The following is a 24,611-nucleotide window of genomic DNA, read 5'->3' as shown; positions in this document are numbered from 1 at the left end:
GACGAAAAAAAGGAAAAGAGGAAAAACACGAGAATCAAAATCAGTAAAAGGGACGTTTAAAAGCTTCCGTATGTTTCTCCGGATGCCTCAAAAAATCCAATTTCTCTAAATCATTCACAAGCCCATACATGTCTTCCCCTGAAAATAAACCAAATTCGGGATAACTTTTGGGTTTTCTCACGGAAATTGCCGGCGATTCATCATAATTTTTGTTTTTGACAAAACCGTCTTCCGTCAGATAATACATAAGACCTGCTTTTTTTCGAACCGGTTCATAATCGGAATCAAAAGCGTCCGAGACCCAGTTGGCCATGGTCAATTTTTCACCGGAAGCGTTCACCGTCACGTGACCGAAATCCGGCGGGATCAGAACAACGTCGCCTTCATGTGCTTCTATGACAATGAATTCCGAAAAATCGCGTTTTTGAAGGAGATACGTGGCGGTTCCGTGAATGACTTGATAAACTTCGGGATAAGACGGCGCGTCGGCACAGGCCAGATGCGAAACCGGCGGATGATAATGACCGGCGGTTTTGATGTACTCGGGACCCAGCATTCCGGGCGGGATGACTGTAATGTCGTAACGCAGCACATGCATTTTCATTTTTGTCAAATCTTTGTCGGACAGATGGACTTCCCGGTACATATCATAAAGAACACGGTCCGGCTGTTTATTCAGCCAAATCTGATCCATCAAAACGTCAGACATGCCGTAAAGCTTCCGGGTGGAAAAAGCCGTACAGACCTTACTGAAATCCATTTGCGAATTCATATCAAATCTCCGTGAATTTGTTGAAAAGTTAGTGTGAGTGGCGTAAAATAAAATGATTGGAATCGAATTTTATAATATTTGGCTTTATAATAAGCACTGATTTGTTTTATAGTTTACCTTAATTTCAAACTGAGTTGACAAATACCCAACTCGGAAACAAACAAATATCAAGCATAACCATCAAACAGATGCCATTATCAAATTGGACTTTGGACTCAAATTGGACACGATTTTTACTCAAATCTTTTCCGAACCGCCTCAGCATGTTCGAAAAGACCTTCTTCTTCCGCCAGCGCAATAATCGTGTCTTTGATAGCGTAAAGCCCGTCTTTGCTGATCTTTTGAACCGTCACAAATTTCAAAAAGTGAGCGGTATTCAGTCCCGAATACATCCGCACATATCCGGAAGTCGGAAGCACGTGATTGGTTCCGGAGGCATAATCTCCGGCCGGGACGGGCGCGTAGTTGCCGACAAAAACGGAGCCGGCATTTTTAATTTTGGACAGCACTGAATCTTCCCGCTTCGGGTCCACCATGATTTGAAGGTGTTCAGGCCCGAATTTATTGGAAAAGGCAATGCATTCGTCCAAATCTTTTGTCACCAAAAGAGCGGAATTCGCAAGAGCTGACTCAATAATTTCATTTCTATGGGCCACTTTCCTTTGAACATTGACCTCTTCCATCACTTTTTCGGCAAAAATACTCGATGGTGTCACCAAAATGGAAACGGAATTCGGATCATGCTCCGCCTGCGCTAAAATATCAGCCGCTGCCATTTTCGGGTCCGCAAAGTCGTCGGCGATGATAAGAACTTCGCTTGGTCCCGCCGGAAAATCAATTTCCGCGAAATCCCGAATTTTCATTTTGGCAACGGTGACGTAAACATTTCCCGGACCGACGATTTTATCGACGCGCGGAATGCTTTTTGTTCCGTATGCCATTGCCGCAATCGCTTGAGCGCCACCGGTTTTAAAAATTTGATCAACACCCGCAATTTTGGCAGCGGCTAACGTTAGTGGATGAACGGTTCCATCGCTTCTTGCCGGTGTGCAGACGATCACATTTTCGACACCGGCGGCTTTTGCGGGAATGGCGGTCATTAAAACTGTTGACGGATAACTGGCGCGGCCGCCCGGAACGTAACAGCCGACACGCTCTACCGGAATCGGTTTTTGACCGAGAAGAATGCCTTTTGTGTTTTCGACCCAAATTTCTTTCGGGATTTGCGCTTCATGAAATTTTCGGATGTTGTCGGCTGCTTTTTGAAGGTGGGCGAGCAATTCGGGAGAAAGGCCGGAAACGGCGTCATCCATTTCTTTTTTTGAAACCAGGAGCGACGACAATTTGGCCTTGTCGAATTTTTCGGCGTATTCCAAAATCGCCGAATCGCCGTTTTCCTTGACATTTTTCAAAATCGCGTCCACGGACGCTTCAACATCGGAAAGCGCCGTATTGCGGGAAAAGAGTTTTTTTTGGTCCGATTCCGATAAATCGGATAAGTTTTGACAAATCATGAGGAATAAAACCGCCTGAAATCAAATAAACCTTATCATTTTGAACAAAAAGAAAAGATTAAATGAAGAGAATGGAGAAGGAACGAAAAGTTAAATGGAAAAAGAATCAGACGAACGAAAAGGGGAAGGAGAAGAGAAGGAAAAGGAAAAGAAAGAAATCATAAATACCGGTCAACCCATCTCGCATACCGTTTGTACCAAACGTTTCCATACAATAAAGACCGGTATCCGAAACGCAGGCTGTTGGAACTGACGATATAGAAATCAGAAAGAACCGTTCTCAAAAACGGGTAGTGATTTCCGGTTTGAACCAGAAATTTGAGTAAAAAGAAAAATTCATAAGTCACATAGCGAAGATCTGAGATGATCATCGCCGGGTGAATGAACGCCAATTTGATTTCGGCCGCCAAAAACATAAGCGCCCCGAATATGACAGAAATGCCGCAAAAAACCGCCATGCAGACATCCGTCAAATAATACCGCCGCGTTCCGTCCGGATTAAACCGTTTGAGATTAACCATTCTCATCACTTCTTTTTTGAATGATAAATAAAATGGATTTTTCAATATATATTCTTTCTCTACGACAATTGTTTTTTTGTGACTTAGATTGTTGACGAAATTCAAGAACAGAAGATGGTTTTTTCAATCTATTGTACTATTTTAAAACTTGCCGCCGGCATCTGCAGTTTTAAAAATTCGAGGTGGCATGACTGCTTAACATGTTGAGAATTTTGGATTTGAGTTTTCAGTACCGATTGTGGCTGCTGTTTACAGTTCCAATTGCACCTGCTGTTTGCAGCTCCAATTGCAGCTGCTGTTTACAGTTCCGATTGTGTCTGCTGTTTGCAGTTCCAACTGCAGCTGCTGTTTACAGTTCCGATTGTACCCGCTGTTTACAGTTCCAACTGCAACTACTGTTTGCAGCTCCGATTACACATATTTATTTTATATTTCAGTTGCATCTGCCACTTCTGTACCAAATTCCGTTCATCGGAATCCGATAAAATCAAACGCAAAGCGTTTGATTTTTCGGGGCGGCTTGCTTGGTTTTTCAAAAAGTGGTGGAATATATTTTTGATTTTTCTAAAAATCGCCCGAATTTTTTTACTCAAAAGAAATGTGTTGCTGTAATGCGCGCGTCGCCACCCGTCCCATCAAAATTTATTGCTTATTTTTGTTTTTGGAATAATACCAATAAGTTGCACCTGCTAAAACAATTGCACTGAGAATTCCGACAACGGCAACTATCCAAATCGTATTTTCCGAACCGGATGTGGAAACCATATTGATTCCGGACTCGTCGACCTTTGTTACAATGGCTCCCGGCTTATAGGATTTGCCGTCCGAATCTTCCCATCTCAATGACGAAAATGGTTGAAAACCCGCATTGAAATCCAAGTTGAGCCGCTCAATCGTCGGTAAAACGGCATCACTTTTTTCGCTGTTAACCGAATACGTCAATGTCAGTTCAGTCGCTTCATCAAAATAAGTGATGTTCTGCAAAATATATGATTCGCCATCCATTGCCTCTCCTTGGATTCCGGACCCTCCATAGAGATGATCAGTGTAAATGGAATCCCTTGGATCAATTTCCGACCATACACCGCCGGAACCGACGGTGGCGCCTTTTCCCCAGTAGAATGGTGCGCCAAAACCATTGACACCGCTTCCGGCATCATCTGTTGAAATTTGGCTGAGAACAACACCACCGCTGAGTGTTATAGTTCCATCATAGTTACATTCGGTCGAATTATAACATGTACCGCCACCGATGCCGGCACCGCCCTTTTGTCCTTTTGCAGTCACATTTCCGCCGGAAATGGTAATAGTTCCGACATTTCCGGCATTTCCACCACCGATACCGCTGCCGCGCTCCCCACCCATTGCCGCGACCGTGCCACCTTCAATTATAATATTTCCACCGTTTCCACCCCATCCGCCACCGATGCCGCTTGCGTAAATGCCGCCGATTGCGTTGATGGTTCCACTTTTGATGATAATTGTCCCGGCATCGCCACCATTTGTTATCTCGGGTTCTCCAAGCTCAATTTTATCAATACCCCAACCGGAACCGCCGCCAATGCCGCTACCGCCGGGGCCGCCGCTGACAGTCAAACTTCCGGTTCCATTTTCAATCTCTGAGATTTCCAAAGTGACACCAACCGGAACACCGATAGCCGCACCTTGTTTGGAGAAAGTATAATCAGATGGTTGATATACATTGATTGAATTCACTCCCGACAAGCATAATTTATTATTTCCGCTCGCAAAATGGAGTGCTGAATAAGGTTCTTGAGAAAGACCAACCGGATGAGGAATTTCGCTGTAATAATTAACATCCATAAGTGTTAAATTGACACCATTCGAGCCTGCGTTACATAGAATAAAAAAGGGTTTTTGCAACTTTCCGCGAGTTCCATCTAATGTAATTGGCTCGCTTGTTGTAACTATAATTACCGCAGGAAGATAATAGTTGCTTAGATCATATGTCCCCCCAGAACTAATTTCATAAATATGCGTAGGAGGGGGAGGAGTTTGATCTGCAAGAGCTGGGAATATAATTCCAAAAAATAAGAACAGAGTAAATAAAACTGTTAAAGATTTGTGATAATTCAATTTGAACATTATGTCACCTGCCTATTGTAATTAAATTGAAAATTATGTTCAGAAATAATTCTGAACATATTTTCTGAAGTCCATCTTTAACTAATTTTAGACATGACTTGCTCTTCAATATCTACAGTCTTCCCAGTTGAAGTAATTGCTAAGGTGTCGTTAACAATAAACAATTGTCCATCGTTGTTCAATTCAGAATAACAAACAGATTTATCGTTACTTGAAGATACGTCTGACCCCTCAATCAAGTACAATATCACCTCATCGCCTACAATATAATCTCTGGTATCTAAAGTTTGTTTAACATTGTCAACAATTCCCCCGATTCTTCGAACACGAATTTCTTTACCGGAGAAATTGCCTTTGTAAACATCATCAACTTCAATTATGACATCATGGAATATGTCATATTTGCTCATTTCTTTAATAGAGGGAGATTCTCCATCCTGTGTGTTCCATTGCCCTGGAAGAACTTCTTTCACTTTTCCCCTAACAACCAAATCAGATGCATTCACCATGAGGTCTTCAGAAAGTGAAACATATGTTATGGAAGTTGATATTTCAATATCATCATAATCATCAATGGCATTTTGAGGAGAGAAACTATTTGCAATAATTACATTGTAAATTGATTTAAGATCATTAGTATCCGTTGTGGATAAAGTCCTCCTGGCTTGACCATGTTGATACATAACTGTTGAACTGTTATCGTTATCACCAAGCCCCAAAGGATGGCCCAATTCATGAAGTGCAATTGACTGAATATCATAAACACCCCAACTTGTAGAATTAGGCGAAGTAGCTTGCGAAATATTGGATGTAAAATTATGATTCGTGTTAAATTGTATTCTGCCATAAAGAATGTACTCTCGTCCATTTCGAGTGCCAACATAACGAGTAGCTGATGCGATTGTATTATTACTGAATGATTGCTTGTTAAAAGAAATACCATCTGTGTCATTGTAGCCCGTTTTATTTACAAATTGCAATTTACGTGAGTAACTTGAACTTGCTGATTGCCAAGTGGAAGCTGCAGACATTATTTCAGATTTCCATGTGCTGTTATAGTCATTAGTAAAAGTAACGTTTATCGTTGTATTATGCATACCATACCTATAATCTACCACTGCACCAGCAGGAACTGCCAGAATCGATAGAATTAAAACGCAAACTAACATAATAGCTGAAATTTTTTTCATATTTAAAACCTCTTTATTTATTAATCGTTGTTAATACTGCTATTAACAACCAAAAATAAATAATATTCCAACTATTTAAATATAGTTACCTTATAAAAAAATAATATTTTATAAAATTTTATAAATAATACATTTATAGTTATTTCATGAATTTCTAAACCATGAAATATAAATGTTAAATCTGTTTCGTCAGCTTTTCTGCCATCCATTTCCAAAAGGCCGGACTTTTGATTTCACAAATCTCGTCCAAGCCGATGATTTCGTATCCGTCGGACACCGCCGCCCGCACATGCCGTCCGAGCGCCGCTTCTTTGAGAATTTTATCGGCGATTAAACTTTCCGCTGTTTGATATTTTCGGACGATTTCAGCGACAAGAAACTCATTTTTTATTTTAAGCGAAAACGTTTCTTCCGCATTCTTATATTTGTCATAGAACGATTTGGCGTTATCGGCCGCCCAAACCGGAGGTCCGACTCTTTTTTGAAGCGGCGGAAGTGTTTTGGACATCAGCTCAAAGAGAATAAGACATTTGTTTTCGGCAAACGAATGCGTGTTCATGACGGCAAAATCATTGGCGGCTAAAATTTCACCGAGCGAATTTTCGAGACGGAAAAGCTGCGGATAAAGTGTGTCGTCCGCCTTTTTCGGCGCGTCAAAGACAAGGCCAACCCATTCCGTTCCCCGGCATTTCATGATTTCTTTAAATTCGGAAACCGAAAGCGGCGCATATTCTTTTTTGATAAAGAAATCGACGTTTGGGCTTTGCATGTAACGCTGAGCGACGTTGATAAATTGAGCAAAACGTGTCAGAGAAAGTGCCGCTGCGACATTACGCTTCGGGTCGGTCGGATCGATAACAACCAGCGGGTCTTCGTGGGAAAGCGTTTGATGGCCAACGATATCAATCGTTTGACCGAAACGCCAACAAGCGGCGTTTTGAAGAACGTTTTCAAACGAGCCGTACCAAATGACCAAAAGTTCCGTCAAATAGCCGGAAAAACCGCCGTTTCGAACTTCAGAGCCGTAAACGCCGGTGCTCTTCATGAACTGTTTCAAAAGGAGAACATCGTCTTCCTTTCCGGAAATTCGTTCCTTGACAAAGCAACAATGAAACGGCGTCCGGTCAACGGCCGACTTGATGTCGGACGCGCTTTTAACCCGGAAACACGGCACCAAATCCACTTCAAACCCGCTTTTGGTCATATGAATATAAGGGTGTTCCGAATGCCGGTCTTCCCAAGAATCCCCGGTTTTGGCGACTTCCATCAAAAGCCGGCGGCTGCGCGTTTCCATCTCTTCCCGGGAAACGCCTTCCGGATAGGAAACAAAAAGATCAATGTCATGGTTGCCGGAAAGCCAAGTGGAACGCTCAGCAGAGCCGACAGAAATCGGAATGATGTCATCCTCATGGAATTTTTCCGCCGTTTTGCAAATCGCCTCCAAAAGTTCAGCTTTGACGGCTTCCAATTTTACTCTTTCCGTTTCCGACGGCCGGATTTTTGGAAGAACTTCCGCCCGGATTTTTGAAAAAACGGCATCATTTGGAACCTGTTCTCGATTTGCCTTTTTGTTGGAAGTCATATGGTCACAAGCCTGAAAATATAATAAGCAATTAAAAAGTCACTTCTTTTTATTAATTTTTATCTGATTCGGAGATTGAGGAAATAATTTTGAATAACGGTGAGGCAGATGATAAAGGAATGGATAACCCGTCCGGTTTGTTCAGCATTTACATCATTTCGCCAGCGTTTCTTTCATATACCAAGAATAAATATAAACTTCATCTTTTTCGATTGGCCAAATAATTGAAAAAAAGGAAACAAATAAAAACAGAAAAAACGAAATCTTTGAAACAGATTCGTTTATCCCCAATCCCGGTCATTCAATCGAAAAACCGTTTCGATTGAATGATTTGAGGGGCAGACATGTTTTTATGTTATTTCACAGCGAAATCGCATGATTGAAACCCGTGCCTTTTGCGTTCCTACCTCATGTTTTCATGAAGGTTTTGTCAGGCTTGATTTCTGAAAGTTATGCTGACATGCTCCATTTTTGGAATATGACTTCGAACTTTAAAAGATTTAAAAAAGGAAAATCGGAATCAACCAAGCCATAAATTATCAATTATTACCGATCGAGGAAGTTGAATATGGATTATACCGTTTTATACATCATTTTATTTTGGCTCATTACAATGACGGTCGTTACACTCGTGTCCGTCCGCATCGTTAAAAAATATCCGGTCTACGGATTTGTTGCTTTGACCGCCTTTTACGTCACCTACCTGCTCAGTTCGCAAGTAATCGCGACACGCATTTCTGTTTACGACCTTGGAACCTGGTTCGGATACAGTTTCGTCCTGGCAGCTCCGACGGCCGCCATCATTTATCCGTTTATTTCCCAAGTGCTTGACATGATCAACGAAGTGTACGGTAAAAAAAGAGCGGTCACCGCAATTACCATCGCGCTTTTGACTCAAGTCTTATACGTCATGTTCGTCGCTATGGCCGTTAAAATTCCGGCTGCGCCGTTTTACGAGCTTAACGATGCTTGGCTTTCCATTTTCGGGCTCAGCGTCGGTATTGTGTTCGCCAGCTGGATTTCATTTTTGGTCTGTTCAATCCTTGACACCTACATGTTTTCCTACATCAAACAAAAATTACGCCCCCGGGAACTGGCATTTAAAGGCGACACATTCTTCAACCCGTACATTTGGATCCGGTCGCTTCTGACAGACGTCGTCAGCCTGGCGCTTGACTCCGTCATTTTCGTCTTCATTGCGTTTTATCTGATCGGCGGCATGCCGCTTGATGTCGTCATTGGACTCATTGTCGGACAAATGATTGTCAAAGTGCTTGTCGGTGCCGTCGATACGCCGTGGTTCGTTCTGTATAAGAGGATGCTTGGGAATACCGATTATTCAAAAGAACTGAAACAAAACGAACCGTAAATAAAAATTTTTATTTTATTCGTTTCTGTTTCTTTACCTCTTTTTTTCTTTTTTCACTTCTTTTTCTATTTTTATTTTTTCACATTTTTATTTTTTCATTTCCTTTTTCATTTCTTTTTTTCATTTCCTTTTTCATTTCTTTTTTTCATCTTCTTAATTTTTAGACCAATATGAAAAAAATTAAAAGTCAAAATATCCGCTTTTTAACGCCATACTTTCCCGAACTTTTGTGTTACAAAACTGTTTTAAACAAAGGATATCTTTCTGTTTCTATTAGACTCTTTAATCATAATAATCATAATAATCATAATAATCATAAAATAATTTAAAATCCCGCTTGACCGTTTCAAACCGAATCAGTGCTTTTCGCATCTTTTATTCGCCTTACAAGCCGGGATATCCGCCAAAATTTTTTACCACAATAAACCGACAAGGGAGCCTGAGAAATGGAGAATCCGGAAATACCATGGACCAAAATTGCCGTTTTTGACTTGAATCACGGCGGACTTGCGATCGCGAGCCAGCTGCTTAAAAAAGGCGTTCAAATCACTGCCTTTGATATTTACAAAAAAATGAGCGATGAAAAACTTCAGGAAGCTACGAAAGAGTACGGATTTTTAGTTTCAAACAACCCGGCGGATTTGGACCCCAAAGACAAAACCTTTGAATTGGTCTGCCTGCCGATTCATGTGGACAGCAAAAATGAATTTGTCCAAAAAGCGGGCGAACTTAAAATTCCGACAACGACACACCACGACATTGTCGGCCGGATGCTTCACGGCGACAAAAGATTGGAAGGAAAAAAGCTCATCGAATTTACAGGCGTCCGTGGAAAAACAAGCGCATGTACCCTTTTTGCTCAAATGCTTTCTTACAAAAAATGCGTCGGCCTTCACACATCAAAAGGAATTTTCATGTGGAAGGACGGAAAATTTAAAATGATCCGGGAAGGTATCAGCATTTCCCCGGCCTATGTTCCGGACATTATCGACTTTATTTTCGAGAGCGGTTATAATCCGGAAATTTTCGTGTTTGAAATTTCACTCGGCAGCACCGGCGCGGAAGACATCGGCATCTTAACGACACTTGAACCGGAATACATGGTTTCCGGAAAATCCATGACGTCAACCGAAGTCAAAACACAAATATTTACCCGCGCGAAGGAAAACGGCACATTTATTGTGAACTACAATGATTGGGAAAAAATCAAAAATTACATTCGGCAGGACCAGGAAATCATTGTTTTTGACGCCTCCGGAAAAGCCGTTGAAGACGGAAAGCCGACCGATGTTTTTTTAAATATCACCAAAGGAAAAGACGGCAAAAGAACCGCTGAAATCGAATCGTCCCGAAACAGTAAGTTTTTCAGCATCGGTCTTCGAGGCGGTTACGACGCCGAAGCTTACAAAACCGCCTTTGCGGCGTCCATTTCCGCCGCTCTTGAGTTTGATGTCTCCGAATCCCAAATCATGGAAGCCCTGGATCAATTCGGCGGAATTTCCGGCCGGATGAAAGAAACGACCGAAGACGGGCGACATGTTTTAGACAATTCCAACTCCGGCTTGGATATTTATTCTTGTGAATGGGCCATAAAATACATGCTGGACAAATACTTCGAGAAGAAATCACCGCATTTTGACGCAACCGCTAAACGGGAATTCATCGTGGTTATCGGCGAGGAAAGACAGACGGTTTGCGAAGGCATCGAGCCGTTTGCAATTGATAAATTGATAGAGTATTATAAAAAAGACATCGACAAGTTGATTCTGGTCGGCGACCGTTTGAAAAAATATATGGGTGACAAATGCAGCCGGGATGTCGAACAAGAAGAAGCCGGAGCAGTAGATGCCCCTGTTGAAGCCGGTGAAAACGGCAACGTGTGTACGGCTCTTTACGCTGACGATTTCAAATCCGGATTTATGAAAGCTCTTGAAGTTTCAAAAGAAGGCGACGTCATCATTATGGCTGTTAAAAGTTTCAGATAAACAATACCGGATGTAAAAAAGAAGGGATATTAGATCGAAATCGCTTTGGGACGGAATGATGATGATGAGAGACGCGGCACAAACACTGGGCAACCTGATTGATAAACAAACCATTTGCATCATCAGTTCCATTGACGAAGAGGGATTTCCCAACACAAAAGCAATGCTTGCGCCAAGAAAGCGTGATGGGATCAAAACATTTTATTTAACGACGAACACATCGTCCGTGCGGGTTTCTCAATACCGGAAAAACCCGAAAGCCGGCCTTTACTTCTTTGACAAGAGGTTCTTCCGCGGCGTGTTGTTCAAAGGTACCATGGAAGTTCTTGAAGACGCCAAAAGTAAAGAAATGATTTGGCGGGAGGGAGACACCATGTATTACCCGCTCGGTGTGACCGATCCGGATTATTGTGTCCTCAGATTTACGGCAAGTTCCGGAAGATATTACAGCAATTTCAAATCCGAAAATTTCTCAATCGATGAATAATTCGGTCCTGCAAATGCTGTCCAATAGCAATTTACATGTTAGTTGTCCTTTTTAAAAACGGAGGAAAAATGTCTGCAAATAATGATTTAATTGTTCATCCGAGACCCAGTTCGATTGTGGCGTCGCTTTACACACTTCGGGATTTGAATGTGGACGTTGCGATTTTGCACGGCCCGCCCGGATGTTCATTTAAACACGCCCGGCTGCTTGAGGAAGACAATTTGCACGTTTTGACGAGCGCGATGGATGAAAGTGATTTCGTATTTGGCGGCCGGGAAAAACTGTCGGCGACCATTGACCGCGCAGTGGAACTCTTTTCTCCAAAATCAATTGCGCTTGTCGGTACCTGTACCAGCATGATTATCGGCGAAGAACTGAAAGATTCGGTCGGAGCGGTCTCGGACGATATTGCTGTCATCTGTGTCGAAACACATGCCGGTTACGCGAACAACACCGCCGGTGTGATGGCGGTTCTTGAGCCTGCGGCGGGTCTTGGACTTATCAGTACAGAAGAATTGACGCGCCAGCGGTTTTTGCTCAAAGAGGCGACAAACATCGAACTTCGAAACGGCGCCGCCAGCCGCGGTTATTTGGAACCGTCCCGAGGAGATTTAAAATACAAAGTGGCGGAACATCTCTTAGAACTTCTCAAATCCGGCAAAAAAATTCTGGGAATTTTAAACGCTAAAAAAGAAACGGCCTACATGTTTTCCGATGAAATATTGGCGCTTTATGAAACAGCCGAAATATTAGGCGTTTCAAAAAACATTGTTTTGATGGCCAATACGGACGTTGATTTGGGTCTTCCGCGCGTTCGCGAACACGCCAAAAACATCATGGCGGAATTTGAAAAACGCAATGTTCCGATTCATGAGATCATCGGCGGACTTGACGAATACGCCGTCACCGGTGACCGGGTGGCAAAACTCATCGATGAAAAATATTCGGATTTTGACGCCGCTTTAATTGCCGGCGTCCCGCATGCGCTTTTGATGGAGCCGTTTGCCGGAATGGAACTCATTTCGATCACAAACGGCCCCCGACAAGTGGCACCGATTAAAGAAATGGGGCACGATTATGTCATCGTGGAAATTGACTTGCACCCGAAAACGCTCGGCATTTCCTCAATTGTCCCTTCCGAATTCGGCGACACGCTGCGGGCGATTTGTGCCGACCAAATAAAAAACAACCCGCAAAAATAAACCGAGTTTGTTTTTATTTTCAATTCGGACTTTCACTTTTTGAATTCGTTGGGTGAAGTTTCCGAAAAAAATGGGAAACAAAAGTTTAAATAAAAACCAAGAAATTGTTATTTTTCATATTTTTATAACATGATTCATCATTTGATCTGACATGAAAAAAGTGATTGCGATTTACGGAAAAGGCGGCATTGGAAAGTCGAGTACCGCGTCAAACATCGCGGCAGCCGCGGCTCTCTCCGGAAAAAAAGTTCTCATCATCGGCTGCGATCCGAAAAGCGATTCTTCAATAACGCTTCTTGGCGGAAAACGGATTCCGACGGTTTTGGATTTGCTCAAAGAAAAGCAAACCATTGCCAAAGAAGACGTGATTTTCGAAGGTTTCGGTGGCGTTTTGTGCATGGAAGTCGGCGGCCCCGAACCCGGTGTCGGCTGTGCCGGCCGCGGCATCATCGTTGCGATTGAGACACTCAAAAAGATTTATCCGGAATTCATGGACAACGATTTGATTATATACGATGTCCCCGGCGATGTCGTCTGCGGCGGTTTTGTCGCCCCCATCAAAAAAGGATTTGTGAATGAAGTTTACGTTTTAACATCGGGCGAATACATGCCGCTTTACGCTGCCAACAACATCTGCCGCGGCTTTGTCCGAATCGGAATGGATTTGGGCGGTGTCATTTGCAACTCCCGAAACGCTGACCGGGAACGGGAACTTGTGGAAGAGTTTTCAACCAAAATCGGAAGCCGACTGATCGGCTACATTCCAAAGGATCCGATCGTTCAAAGCTGCGAACGCGACGGATACAGCGTTCTTGAAAAAGCGCCGGATTCCGACATTGCGAAAGTCTACAAACAACTGGCTGTTGAACTGATGAACAATAAAACACGCGTAAAAGCCGTACCGCTTGACGACGAACAATTGCGAAATTTGTCCAAAAAATACAGCGAATAAGTTCAAAAAAGAAACAAGCGGCAGAAAAATAAAACAGAAAAATCATTCAAAAACAATCAAAAAAGGAGGAAAAATATGGCAACATCCGAAAAACCCGAATTGGTTCCGCGAATTTTAATTTCCGCCGACCGGTCATCGTCGGGAAAAACAACGATTTCGATGGGGATAATGGCGGCATTGAAGGATTTGGGTTACACGGTTCAACCGTTTAAAGTAGCGCTTGACTACATCGACCCGGAATACCATACCGCAATTACGGGCCGCCGGTCTCGAAATCTTGACGGATATCTCATGAACTCAGATGAAGTCCTGGATGTTTTTTCTCATGCGTGCGATTCTTTCGAAAAAGGCGAAAAAAGCGCGGATATTGCCGTGATTGAAGGTGTCCGCGGCCTTTTTGAAGGCCTTGACGCCTATTCCGACATCGGAAGCACAGCCCAAATCTCCAAAATATTGAAGTGCCCCGTGATTATGGTCATTAACGCCAAGAGTATGACGCGTTCATGCGCGGCGCTTGTTTCCGGATTTGCGTCATTTGATCCGGAAGTAAACATCGCCGGCGTTATTCTCAACAACATCGGAAGCAAACGCCATGCCGAAAAAGCCGTGGCGGCGATTGAATCAACGACAAAAATCCCGGTGATTGGCGTCGTCTACCGCGACCCGAATATGGGATTTTCCATGCGGGAACTCGGACTTGTCCCAATCCCGGAGGGGCGGAAATTCCACGACGGGTTCTTTGATAAAATGGAAAAGATCAAAGACGGCGTCGCCGAAAATGTGGATTTGGAAAAACTGGTCAAAATTGCCAAAACCGCCGGTCCCATTCCCCGGCCGGCAAACAGTCTTTTTGAGACGCGAGCAGACCCGTTCAGCATGGTTCATCCCAAAATCGGCGTCGCTTTTGACGAAGCCTTTAACTTTTATTATCCGGACAACATTGACTTGATGCGCGCGGAGGGCGCCGAAATCGTCAAATTCAGTCCCTTAAACGATATCGAGATTCCGGATGTTGACGCTCTTTACATCGGCGGCGGCACGCCGGAAATTTTTGCGGCAAAGCTGGCCGGCAACAAAACCATGAAAGATTCTGTCAAAACCGCTTCAGAAACCGGAATGCCAATCTTTGCGGAATCGGCCGGCATGAACTATTTATCCAGGTCCGTTTCCATTAAAAGCAACAGTGGCTGCGATATCAAATTTGAAATGGTCGGTATTTTTAAGGCGGCAACCGTTTACGGAAGCGGAAAACGCGTTGTCACGTATACGAACGGTAGATTTGAAAAAGATACGCCCATCGGGAAAGCCGGCGAGGAGTTTATCGCGCACGAATTTCACCACTCCGCTTTGGAGAATATTTCAAAAGACGCGGAATTCGCCATCCGGATCACACGCGGTGTCGGGATTGCGGATAAAAAGGACGGATTTATGGTCAACAACACGATTGGAACCTATACCCATTACCACGGCGTTTCTTACAAGGGATTTGCTCGAAATTTTGTTGAGAGCGCCCGAAAATACCATGAAAACAAGAAAAATAATCAAAACGGCAAAAACAAAAAATAAATAAATTGAAAAGAATAAAAAGAAGCAGAATGAATACAGATTGTGAAAATATTTGAATCTGAAATGACTGAAATTTAATATCATCACCGGGTGTCTTTTTGAAAACAAAAATCCAAGGAAATTATGTTGTGGCCGGCGCGGAGGCTATTCCCGCCTTATACCAATCCGGCTATTTCGGGCGTCCCAAAGACAACGTCCTTTATCTTCGGTTTGTGGAAGCGGCTTACCTTCTTTACCGGAACAAAATCGAAATCTTCAAAGATAAAACAGCCCTTGATTTTGACGCGTTCCTTAAATTTGCCGCTCTGAAAGAGGATTTTTTCGAACTGAAATACATTGTCTACAAAGATCTCAAAGAACGCGGGTATTATATTCAATCGGCAGCAACCGATTTTCGGATATATCCGCGTGGCGGATCCCCCGGAAAAACAGCGGCGAAAAGCTTTGTTTTTGTTCAATCGGAACGAATTGACTTGCCGTTTTCCGCTTTAATTCAACACTTGAACAACACGGAAAATGTTCGAAAACAATTTATTTTGGCGTTGGTCGATGAAGAAAGCGACATCACGTTTTTTGAAATCAAACGCGTCGACCAAAACAACGGATTTTTCGGGGAAATGAGTTATCCCATCCCGGATTTGAAGACCGGACCGGAAGGTTTCAGGCCGATTCCCGCCATTCTCCTCAAAGAGCGGGTGGTTTTGGACAACAAAACCGTTTCCGAAAAGCTTTACCAGAATGCGTTTTTCGGAAAAATGATGGATGAAGACCGGCTTCAGTTATCGCTTGTGGAAGCGCTTTACCTGATGGAACAGAACAGAATTGAGATCTTCAACTTAAATTCCGAAAAAATGACGCCGGATGAATTCGTTGAACACGCATCATCGATTGAACCGGATTTTATGAAAAAATATGCCATTTATAAAGATTTAAAGGACAGAAAATTTGTCCCGAAAACCGGATTTAAATTCGGAACGCATTTCCGTATTTATGAAAAAGTCGAATCGCTTGACAAAATCCCGCACTCCGAGTTTTTGCTTCACGTGATTTCACCGGACCACCTGTTTAAAATGCCGGTGACGTCGGGGGCAATCCGCCTGGCGAACAGCGTCCACAAAAGAATGATTTATGCCGCCGACACCGGCCGGAAAATCGAATATATCGAGTTTGAACGGATCAAAATGTAACGGAAATGAAACAAAACACTTGGCAAAGGACTGAATATGACGATAACGGCAAAGTTGGAAAAGGGCTGAGGAGAACAATGTTTACGTCGATTGCGGTGGATATTTCCGGAAGGCACAAAATAAACATCGGGTATTATGCGGTGTGTTCGGCGGTTTCCGTATTTATGACACCGACCGGCATTGAAAAGGTGAATGAAATCCAATCGGACGCCTTTCTCATGAACAAACCGCTTGAACTTTCCGACATCGTCTTTATGATTGAGAAAACAATCGCCAAAATCAAAGAAAAAGGACCGATCATTATCGAACGCGGTGACTTATTCAACACGGACATCAGCCTGTGCAAATCCCTTTTCTCAGCCGACATCCGATATCAGGAATCCATCGGAGACCGGAAAGCCATTGAAATCGCACATCATGTCTCTCACAGCACCCGAAATATTTTGATGAAAGAACTTGGAATCGACATTCGAAACGCTGTTTCCGAAAAATGAAAAATCCGAAAAGAAAGGACCAGAAGGAGCAAATAGTATTCAAACGGAACAAACAGCCCTCCCAAAAAATAGAAAAAACCGCATCGAAACCGTTATTTTGGTGATGCGGATTTCCCCGAATTCGGATGCGGACAAAAATGCCCGAAAAGCTGCGGAATTTGTTGAGCTGGCCAAAGCGCTGGATTACAAAGTCGCGGACACCGTCGTTCAGGAGCGGTATCCGGACCGCAAGTACAATGTCGGCAGCGGAAAAGCGCGGGAAGTCGCCATTTTAGCCCGTGATTTGAAGGCAACGCAAGTCATATTTTATGATCCGCTGTCCACTTCTCAAATTTACAATATTTCTAAACTCTGCGGGGAAGCCGGCGCCGCCTGCAAAGTTATTGACCGGTTTCAATTAATTTTAGATATCTTTGCCGAGCGGGCGACAACGCACCGCTCCAAACTTCAAGTGGAACTTGCACGCCTCCGGTATGAGCTTCCGAGTGCGAAAATGTTGATCGCGCTTTCCAAAAAAGAAGAGCGAGCCGGCTGGGGCGGCCTTGGGGATTACGAAGATTCTTATGAACAAGACATCAAAAAACGCATTTCCAGAATTGAAACGGAGCTGGCAAAAGCTGACTTGGAAGAGGAAGCGCGCCGCCTTTACCGTCACAAGCGCGGGTTTTTTATGATATCTCTGGCCGGTTACACCAATGCCGGCAAAAGCACACTTTTTAACGCGCTTGTGGACGAAAACGCGGAATCCAAAGACATGTTTTTCACGACGCTGATTCCGAAAACCCGGGCGCTTGAATTCGGAAAGCGAAAAATTCTTCTCACCGACACGGTCGGATTTATCGAAGATTTGCCGCACTTTTTGGTGGACGCGTTTCGTTCGACGCTGGAAGGCATTTATTTTTCCGACATGATTCTCTTGGTGGTCGATTTCAGCGAACCGGCCGACCATATCCGAGATAAATTGATCACGTGCCATGAAACGCTTTGGGAAAAGGGAACGTCGAACATTATTACGGTTTTAAACAAATCGGAATTGGTCTCCAAAAAAGAACAAAAACAAAAGTTGGAAGAGCTGGAACATTTGATTTTAAATCCGGTATTCATTTCCGCCAAAAACAAAACCGGCCTTGATAAACTTCTCCTTGAAATCGACAGAAATCTGCCGCAACCGGTTGTGAGAACAATATCGCTTCCGAATACGAAAGCCGGCGCGTCAGCTTTGTCATGGTTTTATGAAAACGGAATTGTGGACGAAATTCTTTATGGAAAATACATGACGTTTGAATTTTGCGCAACGGACGATGTGATGGCCAAAACGGACGATGTTTTAAAAAAGGCGGAAGAAAAAGGAGTTGCCTGCTGAAAAAGTCAATAAAAAAAGGGAACTTCTGCCACGAAAATTCCCTTCTTTTCACACAATTTCGCCGTTCGTTCTTTCGTCCGGCTGTTTTCGTTTTTGGTTCACACAATTTCTATCCGTTCAAAGGGATAAATTTGATTTAAATTTTTGAATTTTGCCCGTGTTTTAGTTGAGTTTGGGATTTAGTCCGTAAAACGAATCGGACGCTTGAAAATAATGAATTCGCCGCAAATGGACGCGAATTTCCAGCCTTGGACCGCATAAGCATTGATTTGTTCCACAATGTTGAGCTCGTCAACGATGTCCATTTCATATTCACAGTCCAGCAAACTTTCATATTTTTGATGTTTGGATTTTCCGGATCCGACAAGTCCATCAATTCCGATTTCAAAAAATTTGGATTGCGGCTCAAGCACTTCAATTGACATTTGAGAATCACCTCTGGGTTCTTCTTCTTTTATTTTAAGAACAAACATGACATGGGGCTTTAAGAATATAAAGCTCAAACAAGCGGGGTGAAAGTATTAAAGAAATGTGTTTTATAGCTTCCTGCCGTTTTAATTCTTAAATTTATACAAAGAGAATATATAATCAGATATCCAATTTCTTTGCATGCTCAAATACGATTTACATGTTCATTCACAATATTCACGAGACTCAATGGCGTCTCTCAAAGATATTTTAAGAACCGCCAAGGAAAAAAACCTAAACGGAATCGCGATTTGCGATCACGACGAAATCAAAGGCGCTTTTAAAGCGATGGAGCTGGTGCGTGAATTTCCGGAAAAATACGGCGGAGTTGTCGTCATTCCGGGAATTGAAGTCAGTACCGCCAAAGGTCATATTTTGGCGCTGGGGGTTTTTGAAAAAATCCCCCCGAAGATGACGCCGGAAGAAACCACTGATTACGCCCGTGATTTGGGCGCCCTTTCCATTATCGCGCACCCGTTTCGAAAAAGCGCTCACGGAATCGGATACATTGAGGGCGCGGGCGCGGACGCCGTTGAAACGTTTAATTCAAAAAGCATCACAAACGGCGCGAATAAAAAAGCTGAAAAAGAAGCCAACCGGCTCAACATGCCCAAAACCGGCGGAAGCGACGCCCATATTGCGGAGCTGGTCGGTCAAGGATACACGAAAATCGATGTCCCCGACAACACGGCGGATTCGGTGATTTCGGCAATTCTGCAGCAAAAAACAGTTCCCGGCGGCGAATTGACGCCGTATTCGGTCGTCGCCCGCCAAATGGGCGGAAACGTGATCCGACGAACAAAATTACTCTTTAAAAGGCAATTTCATGAGGTTTAAATGATTAAAATTGTACATACGGCCGACACGCATCTCGGATACCGCCAATACCAAAGCGATATCCGAAAGCAGGATTTTTTTGATTCGTTTGCATATGTGACAAAAAGCGCCGTTGAATTGAATGCCGACGCCGTCGTCCATGCCGGAGATTTATTTGATTCCAGAAATCCGTCCCTGGAAGATTTGGTGGCAACGATTGCGATTCTTCAACCATTAAAAACGGCCGGCATTCCGTTTCTCGGAATCGTCGGAAACCACGAGGGGAAACAAAACACGCAATGGCTCGACCTTTTTGAAGGAATGGGGCTGGCCAAACGGTTGTCTGAAAAACCCCATATAATTTCAAAAGATGATGTTTCCGCATTTGTTTATGGAATGGACAACTTATCGCACCCGAGACTTTCCGCCTTTGATTTTTCCGTTTTCGAGGCGGAGAAAGCCGGCATAGGAGACGCGGAAAACTCAAATACCTCTGCGACGAACGAGCCGATTCACACTTACAATTTATTAGTTCTCCACCAGCTTCTCAGTCCGGTTTTGCCGATGCAGCCGATGTGCTGCGACGATTTTTTAGACAATATTCCGATTCCGTTTGACGCCGTTCTTCTCGGCGACAATCACAAATACGAATGCGTGAAATACAAAGACTGCTGGGCCACCTATCCGGGAAGCACCGAGCGGTGCAGCGCGTCGGAAGACGAAAATCGGTCTTTTAATTTGCTGACGCTTGATGAAAATGAATTGTCGATAACCCGATATATGATTCCGACCCGCGACTTTGTAACCGTTTCCGTTCCGTATGGCGGCGACCAATCTGATTATTTGAAAACGGTTTACGCCAAAATCGATGAATATTCTCAAAAAATACCGGACGCGGTTGTTTTTGTCGAGCTTTTGGGATTGAAAAAAACATTGATTTCAATCAGCGAAATTGAAGAATATGTTTTAGAAAAAGGCGCTCTTGTCGTCAAAGTCGGCGACAGGCGGGACCGTTACGACGAAGAGCCGGAACGGTTGTCAAATATCACATTTCAAGATCCGGACGACGTGGTCAATCAAACCATTCGGACGCTTAATCTGACAGGGGCCGGTTTTCTGTTGGACAACATTGTCCGCAGTAAAGAAATTTCGAAATCCAGTGTGGACGAAGAATCTGAAAACAGTTTGAAAGCGTATTTGGAATCGGTTGACTTTTCCGAAGAAAGCCGGCGGGAAAATCATATTCGTCCCGAAAATTTCATTCAGCCGGAAACGAAAACAAAAGCAGAATCGGAAATGGAAAAAGAAATAAAAACGGAACAGAAAAAAGAGCCTGAAAAAGAGAAAACGCAAGAGAAAGAACAAAAAGAAAAGGACAAAGAGAAAAAGCCGGGCCAAAAACCGAAACAATACACGCTCGGCGACATGTTCGGATGAGGAGATTAGCATGAAATTCAAATCGTTGCATGTGGAAAATATCCGCAGTTATAAGCATCTGGACATTGATTTTAAAGACGGCGTCACGGTCATTTCAGGCGTCAACGGCAGCGGAAAGTCCAGCATCCTTGAGGCGTGCTTTATCGGTTTATTTGGAGCCGGCGCCCTTTTTGGGACAAGTTTGGCGATTCCGGACATGATTCGAAAGGGCAGTACGGTTGCGGAAATCGCTCTTGAGTTTGAACATAAAGGCGCCGATTACCGAATCGAGCAGCAATTCAAAGTTCAAAAATCGGGTGCCGCCGGAAATACAAAATCTATTCTTTACAAAAACGGGGAAATCGTTGCGGAACAAGCCAAAAAAACATATGCGGCACTTTGCGAACTCCTCAACATGGATGAGAAAAATTTCCAAAATTGCGCTTACATCCGGCAGGGCGATGTGGACGCGCTCATTAACGCTAAGCCCAAAGAGCGTCAACAGATGATTGACGACCTTCTCCAATTGGGAAAATTGGAAGAATATCGTGAACGGACAAACATGTCAAAAACAGCCGTCAACCGTGTCCTCCGCCAAGAAGGAGATCGGCAAAAGGAAATTCAAAAGAAAGCAGCGGACATGAAAGAAAAAAATCTGTTCGGCTTGGTCAATGACCGCAAAAAAACATTGGAAGACATCAACGCCGCCGTTTCCGAACTTCGGGAGCAAAAAGAAGCCGTTGGAAAAGAAAGCGCTCTTTTGGATACGAAAATGAAAGAATTGAAAGAAAGCGAAAAAGAACTTGAAACGCTTTCAAAAGAAAAGACGGTTTTGGAAAACGAACACCGGCAAATTATCGTTGACAAAGAAGAAACGGTTGAAAACATCTCGTCAAAAGAAAAAAGAATCGCAGAACTTCGAAACGACAGCCGGACGGTTAAAAATGAAATCACCGATTTGTGCGGAAATGAAGAAACAGAAGAGTTGATCAACAATATTCCGGCGCTGGTTTCCAAATTCAAAACGGATGAGAAGGCGGCAAATGACCAGTTGCATCATGTTTCAAAGGCACTGGAACTGATGATGGCGGAAAAAGAAACGCTGAAAAAACAAACGGCTGAAAAAGAAAATGAGAAAAAGAAAGCGGAAGAAATTCTTGCCACTGTCTTGTCAAAATTGAAAAATCAGGAAAAAGACATTGAAAAAATGAACCGGGAAGTTGAATCCGGATTTTCAGACGCGCAAATTCAAAAAGACGAATTTTTGGTGTTCTTTGAAGACATTTTGGAAGATTTCAAAAAATCAATGATCATGGCCGGAACAGATCCTGTCTTGGAAAACAAAAACAATTCGGAGTCTTCCGAACAGGACATGAATTTCGACGCGGTAATCGAACCCGGGTCAACGTCGGACACGGAATGCAAACCCATTTCGATCGGACCTTTTGAAGACATGTCATTTTGTTTCAGCCTGGTCAAAGCCGAAGACCTTCCGATTCCGTCCGACGCGGAACTTTGGAAAAACTTAATGTCCGACATTGAACGGCTGGAAACATTTATTCTTCAAAAATTAAAAGAAGACGAAAGACGGCAAAATGAGCCGGAGATGGAGATTGCTCAAATATCGGGAGAACTGGAGGAAAAGAAAAAACGGAGAGAAGAAGCGGAAAAGGACATCCGGGAACTGGAAATTGAGCGCGAAAGAATAGAATCGGACCTTCAGACTGAAACAAAAGCAGCGGGAACGATTGTAAAATCCCGATCGGACTTTCATTTCGTTCTCTCGGAAAGCCAAAATAAGAGAAACGTGAAAATCAAATTATGCCCGGCGTTTCTCGAAACAGTTTCAAAAGCGCATTTGGATTTCATGCAAATCGAACCGGCGGACGTGGAAAAAACATATGATTTCGCGGTGAAAAAGCAGGAAGAAATTGTTGCCGAAAAAGCCAAACTTTCCGCCGAAAAGACCGGAATCGAAAAGGAGTGGCTCAAAAAAGAAGAACTGTTCAAGTCCGGAAAATGCCCGACTTGCGGACAGGTTGTTCCTCAGCAAAACCCGTCGGATGCCGGAACAACTCAGCACACCCATGCCTACGCAACGGATGCCGAAATGAAAAGGCTGGACGATATTTCCGCAACGCTTTTGAAATTTGAAGAAAACGAAGTGAAAAACCGTGCTCAACTTGCCGTTTTAAAGGAAATCAAAGACCTTGATGTCCGAATTGAAGAACTCAATTCCAAAATGAAAACAGGAGCGGTTGAAGAGAGCGGCAAAAAGGAACTGATTGAAAAATACAAGCGGGACCTGATTGAAAACGAAAAGAAGCGGACTGAAAAAGCAGCTCAGAGGATGGAAAACAAAATCTTTTGCGAAACCCGGCAAAAAGACTTGGAAGCGCTGAACCGCCGCCTTCTTATTTTGAAAGGCGAATCCGCGAAAAGAACCGCCAAGGCCGGACAGCTGACTGCGAAAAAGAAAATGTTCGCCGACACGGCAAACGGCATTCTTCGAAATTATATGTCTTTGGAAAATTTGAAAAAATTAAAAGAAGAGTCGGAAAATCGAAAAGGTGAACTTGAAAAATCAGTCTCGGACTTAGCTTCGGCGATTGAATCTCAAAACCAAGCCCAAACGAAGATGACCGAAAACGAAGAAAAAACCCGGGCAGAAAAACAGATCAAAGAGAAGGCGTTCACTCAAAAGGCGGATCTTCTCAAAAAAGCCGAACTTTTGGCGTTAATATCCGGCGAAGAAGAAAAAGCAAAATTAGAATTATCGGCGCTTTCGGATAAAATAAAGCATTTGGACGGAACGGTTGTTCAATACCGGCGTCAAATGGCCGAAAAAACGGATAAAATCAACCGGCTGTCATTAAATATGAACGCGTTAAAAAGCTTTGAGGGCGCGACGCTTGAAGAAAAAAGAACTGAAAATAAAAGAAAAGAATTGGAAATATCCGGTCAAATAAAAGAGTGGGAAGCGCACAAGTCGACGCTGACGGAACAAATCGGAATGTTGCAAAGCGAAATCAAGCAACTGCATCAACTCGAAGACGACGCGAAAATTCTCCGCAACAAAATCGGGTTTTTGGCGCTCGTTCTTGAAGACGTGACGGCTCTCGAAGACATGTATTTGAAAATCCGGGCCGATATGCGTTCCCGAAACATTGAGGCGCTTGATATTTTACTCAACGATATGTTTGAATTTATTTATTCAAACAACGCGTACTCTCATCTGGAGCTGGACGCTGATTACAATTTAAAAGTCTACGAAAAAGACGGGTCTGTTTTGGAACCCAAGCAGCTCAGCGGCGGCGAACGCGCAATTTTCAATTTAGCGCTTCGGTGCGCGATTTACCGGCTTCTTTCTCTCGGATTTGGGGAAGACAACCGTGGAAAAACAGCGCTTCCACCGCTTATCTTTGATGAACCGACCGTCTTTTTAGACAGCGGGCACGTGGGACAACTGATCAAACTGATCGATCGGATGAAAGAAGACGGCGTCGGACAAATCATTGTCGTTTCACATGACGAATCGCTCATCGGTTCCGCCGATCAAAACTTCCGCATCGAAAAAGATTCATTGACAAACGCGTCGGAATTGGCAAACACGTAACCGGC

Annotated in this window: 19 protein-coding genes; 12 read left to right on the top strand and 7 right to left on the bottom strand. The window is 43.5% G+C overall.

Translation table 11 applies throughout. The features are described 5' to 3' along the window. Positions 1 to 40: 40 nt before the first annotated feature. The 6 genes from MsAc7_RS07615 to cca all read right to left on the bottom strand — a co-directional run bounded on the left by MsAc7_RS07615 (position 41) and on the right by cca (position 7,685). Complete coding sequence (locus MsAc7_RS07615; protein WP_338102316.1) at positions 41 to 772, bottom strand: glucose-6-phosphate isomerase family protein; 732 nt, start codon at positions 770 to 772, stop codon at positions 41 to 43. A gap of 233 nt (positions 773 to 1,005) precedes the next feature. Further along, positions 1,006 to 2,286: a histidinol dehydrogenase gene (gene hisD / locus MsAc7_RS07610; RefSeq protein ID WP_338102315.1), complete on the bottom strand. Its 1,281-nt coding sequence runs from the start codon at positions 2,284 to 2,286 to the stop codon at positions 1,006 to 1,008. A gap of 158 nt (positions 2,287 to 2,444) precedes the next feature. Next, positions 2,445 to 2,807, bottom strand: a complete 363-nt coding sequence (locus tag MsAc7_RS07605) for a hypothetical protein (protein ID WP_338102314.1) — start codon at positions 2,805 to 2,807, stop codon at positions 2,445 to 2,447. A 642-nt stretch (positions 2,808 to 3,449) separates the two neighbouring features. Next, entirely contained in the window at positions 3,450 to 4,631 is a 1,182-nt protein-coding gene (locus tag MsAc7_RS07600) for a hypothetical protein (RefSeq protein WP_338102313.1), read from the bottom strand. A gap of 359 nt (positions 4,632 to 4,990) precedes the next feature. Next, positions 4,991 to 6,103, bottom strand: a complete 1,113-nt coding sequence (locus MsAc7_RS07595) for a matrixin family metalloprotease (RefSeq protein WP_338102312.1) — start codon at positions 6,101 to 6,103, stop codon at positions 4,991 to 4,993. 175 nt (positions 6,104 to 6,278) lie between these two features. Further along, a complete protein-coding gene (gene cca / locus MsAc7_RS07590) occupies positions 6,279 to 7,685 on the bottom strand; it encodes a CCA tRNA nucleotidyltransferase (protein ID WP_338102311.1) in 1,407 nt (468 codons plus the stop codon). A gap of 568 nt (positions 7,686 to 8,253) precedes the next feature. Between cca and MsAc7_RS07585 the strand changes: the two genes are divergently transcribed. From MsAc7_RS07585 to hflX, 9 genes are all read left to right on the top strand, one after another. Further along, positions 8,254 to 9,054, top strand: coding sequence for a queuosine precursor transporter (locus tag MsAc7_RS07585; protein ID WP_338102310.1), 801 nt, complete (start codon positions 8,254 to 8,256; stop codon positions 9,052 to 9,054). A 446-nt stretch (positions 9,055 to 9,500) separates the two neighbouring features. Further along, positions 9,501 to 11,039 (top strand): coenzyme F430 synthase, encoded by a 1,539-nt coding sequence (cfbE, locus tag MsAc7_RS07580; protein WP_338102309.1) that lies wholly within the window; start codon positions 9,501 to 9,503, stop codon positions 11,037 to 11,039. A 55-nt stretch (positions 11,040 to 11,094) separates the two neighbouring features. Next, positions 11,095 to 11,526: a pyridoxamine 5'-phosphate oxidase family protein gene (locus tag MsAc7_RS07575; protein ID WP_338102308.1), complete on the top strand. Its 432-nt coding sequence runs from the start codon at positions 11,095 to 11,097 to the stop codon at positions 11,524 to 11,526. 68 nt (positions 11,527 to 11,594) lie between these two features. Beyond that, complete coding sequence (cfbD, locus tag MsAc7_RS07570) at positions 11,595 to 12,728, top strand: Ni-sirohydrochlorin a,c-diamide reductive cyclase catalytic subunit (RefSeq protein ID WP_338102307.1); 1,134 nt, start codon at positions 11,595 to 11,597, stop codon at positions 12,726 to 12,728. 151 nt (positions 12,729 to 12,879) lie between these two features. Next, positions 12,880 to 13,680 carry a Ni-sirohydrochlorin a,c-diamide reductive cyclase ATP-dependent reductase subunit gene (cfbC, locus tag MsAc7_RS07565; RefSeq protein ID WP_338102306.1) on the top strand — a complete coding sequence of 267 codons (801 nt, stop codon included), beginning with the start codon at positions 12,880 to 12,882 and terminating at the stop codon, positions 13,678 to 13,680. A 75-nt stretch (positions 13,681 to 13,755) separates the two neighbouring features. Further along, entirely contained in the window at positions 13,756 to 15,246 is a 1,491-nt protein-coding gene (gene cfbB, locus MsAc7_RS07560) for a Ni-sirohydrochlorin a,c-diamide synthase (RefSeq protein WP_338102305.1), read from the top strand. Positions 15,247 to 15,344: 98 nt separating this feature from the next. After that, positions 15,345 to 16,433 (top strand): tRNA-intron lyase, encoded by a 1,089-nt coding sequence (endA, locus tag MsAc7_RS07555; protein ID WP_338102304.1) that lies wholly within the window; start codon positions 15,345 to 15,347, stop codon positions 16,431 to 16,433. Positions 16,434 to 16,510: 77 nt separating this feature from the next. Continuing rightward, positions 16,511 to 16,927: a DUF2209 family protein gene (locus MsAc7_RS07550; RefSeq protein ID WP_338102303.1), complete on the top strand. Its 417-nt coding sequence runs from the start codon at positions 16,511 to 16,513 to the stop codon at positions 16,925 to 16,927. Next, on the top strand, positions 16,890 to 18,290 hold the full coding sequence (hflX, locus tag MsAc7_RS07545; RefSeq protein ID WP_338102302.1) for a GTPase HflX: 1,401 nt from the start codon (positions 16,890 to 16,892) through the stop codon (positions 18,288 to 18,290). The genes MsAc7_RS07550 and hflX overlap by 38 nt, the downstream gene beginning before the upstream one ends. A gap of 179 nt (positions 18,291 to 18,469) precedes the next feature. Here hflX and MsAc7_RS07540 read toward each other — a convergent pair whose 3' ends face one another. Then, positions 18,470 to 18,715, bottom strand: coding sequence for a hypothetical protein (locus MsAc7_RS07540; RefSeq protein ID WP_338102301.1), 246 nt, complete (start codon positions 18,713 to 18,715; stop codon positions 18,470 to 18,472). Between the two features lie 184 nt (positions 18,716 to 18,899). Here MsAc7_RS07540 and MsAc7_RS07535 point away from each other — a divergent pair, with 184 nt between their 5' ends. Genes MsAc7_RS07535 through MsAc7_RS07525 form a run of 3 tightly spaced genes read left to right on the top strand, consistent with a single transcriptional unit; the run spans position 18,900 to position 24,606 of the window. After that, positions 18,900 to 19,595 (top strand): PHP domain-containing protein, encoded by a 696-nt coding sequence (locus MsAc7_RS07535; RefSeq protein WP_338102300.1) that lies wholly within the window; start codon positions 18,900 to 18,902, stop codon positions 19,593 to 19,595. After that, complete coding sequence (locus MsAc7_RS07530; RefSeq protein ID WP_338102299.1) at positions 19,596 to 21,011, top strand: metallophosphoesterase; 1,416 nt, start codon at positions 19,596 to 19,598, stop codon at positions 21,009 to 21,011. Between the two features lie 10 nt (positions 21,012 to 21,021). Then, positions 21,022 to 24,606, top strand: a complete 3,585-nt coding sequence (locus tag MsAc7_RS07525) for an AAA family ATPase (protein ID WP_338102298.1) — start codon at positions 21,022 to 21,024, stop codon at positions 24,604 to 24,606. Positions 24,607 to 24,611 lie beyond the last annotated feature (5 nt).

Source organism: Methanolapillus millepedarum (assembly GCF_032594115.1).
Taxonomy (GTDB): domain Archaea; phylum Halobacteriota; class Methanosarcinia; order Methanosarcinales; family Methanosarcinaceae; genus Methanolapillus; species Methanolapillus millepedarum.
This window is presented reverse-complemented; position numbering and strand designations above follow the sequence as displayed.

What these genes read in the sequence shown, in the direction of transcription:
- MsAc7_RS07615 (WP_338102316.1), bottom strand. Translation starts at nt 772, where the DNA reads ATGAATTCGCAAATGGATTTCAGTAAGGTCTGTACGGCTTTTTCCACC.
- hisD (WP_338102315.1), bottom strand. Translation starts at nt 2,286, where the DNA reads ATGATTTGTCAAAACTTATCCGATTTATCGGAATCGGACCAAAAAAAA.
- MsAc7_RS07605 (WP_338102314.1), bottom strand. Translation starts at nt 2,807, where the DNA reads ATGGTTAATCTCAAACGGTTTAATCCGGACGGAACGCGGCGGTATTAT.
- MsAc7_RS07600 (WP_338102313.1), bottom strand. Translation starts at nt 4,631, where the DNA reads ATGGATGTTAATTATTACAGCGAAATTCCTCATCCGGTTGGTCTTTCT.
- MsAc7_RS07595 (WP_338102312.1), bottom strand. Translation starts at nt 6,103, where the DNA reads ATGAAAAAAATTTCAGCTATTATGTTAGTTTGCGTTTTAATTCTATCG.
- cca (WP_338102311.1), bottom strand. Translation starts at nt 7,685, where the DNA reads ATGACTTCCAACAAAAAGGCAAATCGAGAACAGGTTCCAAATGATGCC.
- MsAc7_RS07585 (WP_338102310.1), top strand. Translation starts at nt 8,254, where the DNA reads ATGGATTATACCGTTTTATACATCATTTTATTTTGGCTCATTACAATG.
- cfbE (WP_338102309.1), top strand. Translation starts at nt 9,501, where the DNA reads ATGGAGAATCCGGAAATACCATGGACCAAAATTGCCGTTTTTGACTTG.
- MsAc7_RS07575 (WP_338102308.1), top strand. Translation starts at nt 11,095, where the DNA reads ATGATGATGATGAGAGACGCGGCACAAACACTGGGCAACCTGATTGAT.
- cfbD (WP_338102307.1), top strand. Translation starts at nt 11,595, where the DNA reads ATGTCTGCAAATAATGATTTAATTGTTCATCCGAGACCCAGTTCGATT.
- cfbC (WP_338102306.1), top strand. Translation starts at nt 12,880, where the DNA reads ATGAAAAAAGTGATTGCGATTTACGGAAAAGGCGGCATTGGAAAGTCG.
- cfbB (WP_338102305.1), top strand. Translation starts at nt 13,756, where the DNA reads ATGGCAACATCCGAAAAACCCGAATTGGTTCCGCGAATTTTAATTTCC.
- MsAc7_RS07550 (WP_338102303.1), top strand. Translation starts at nt 16,511, where the DNA reads ATGTTTACGTCGATTGCGGTGGATATTTCCGGAAGGCACAAAATAAAC.
- MsAc7_RS07540 (WP_338102301.1), bottom strand. Translation starts at nt 18,715, where the DNA reads ATGTCAATTGAAGTGCTTGAGCCGCAATCCAAATTTTTTGAAATCGGA.
- MsAc7_RS07535 (WP_338102300.1), top strand. Translation starts at nt 18,900, where the DNA reads ATGCTCAAATACGATTTACATGTTCATTCACAATATTCACGAGACTCA.
- MsAc7_RS07530 (WP_338102299.1), top strand. Translation starts at nt 19,596, where the DNA reads ATGATTAAAATTGTACATACGGCCGACACGCATCTCGGATACCGCCAA.
- MsAc7_RS07525 (WP_338102298.1), top strand. Translation starts at nt 21,022, where the DNA reads ATGAAATTCAAATCGTTGCATGTGGAAAATATCCGCAGTTATAAGCAT.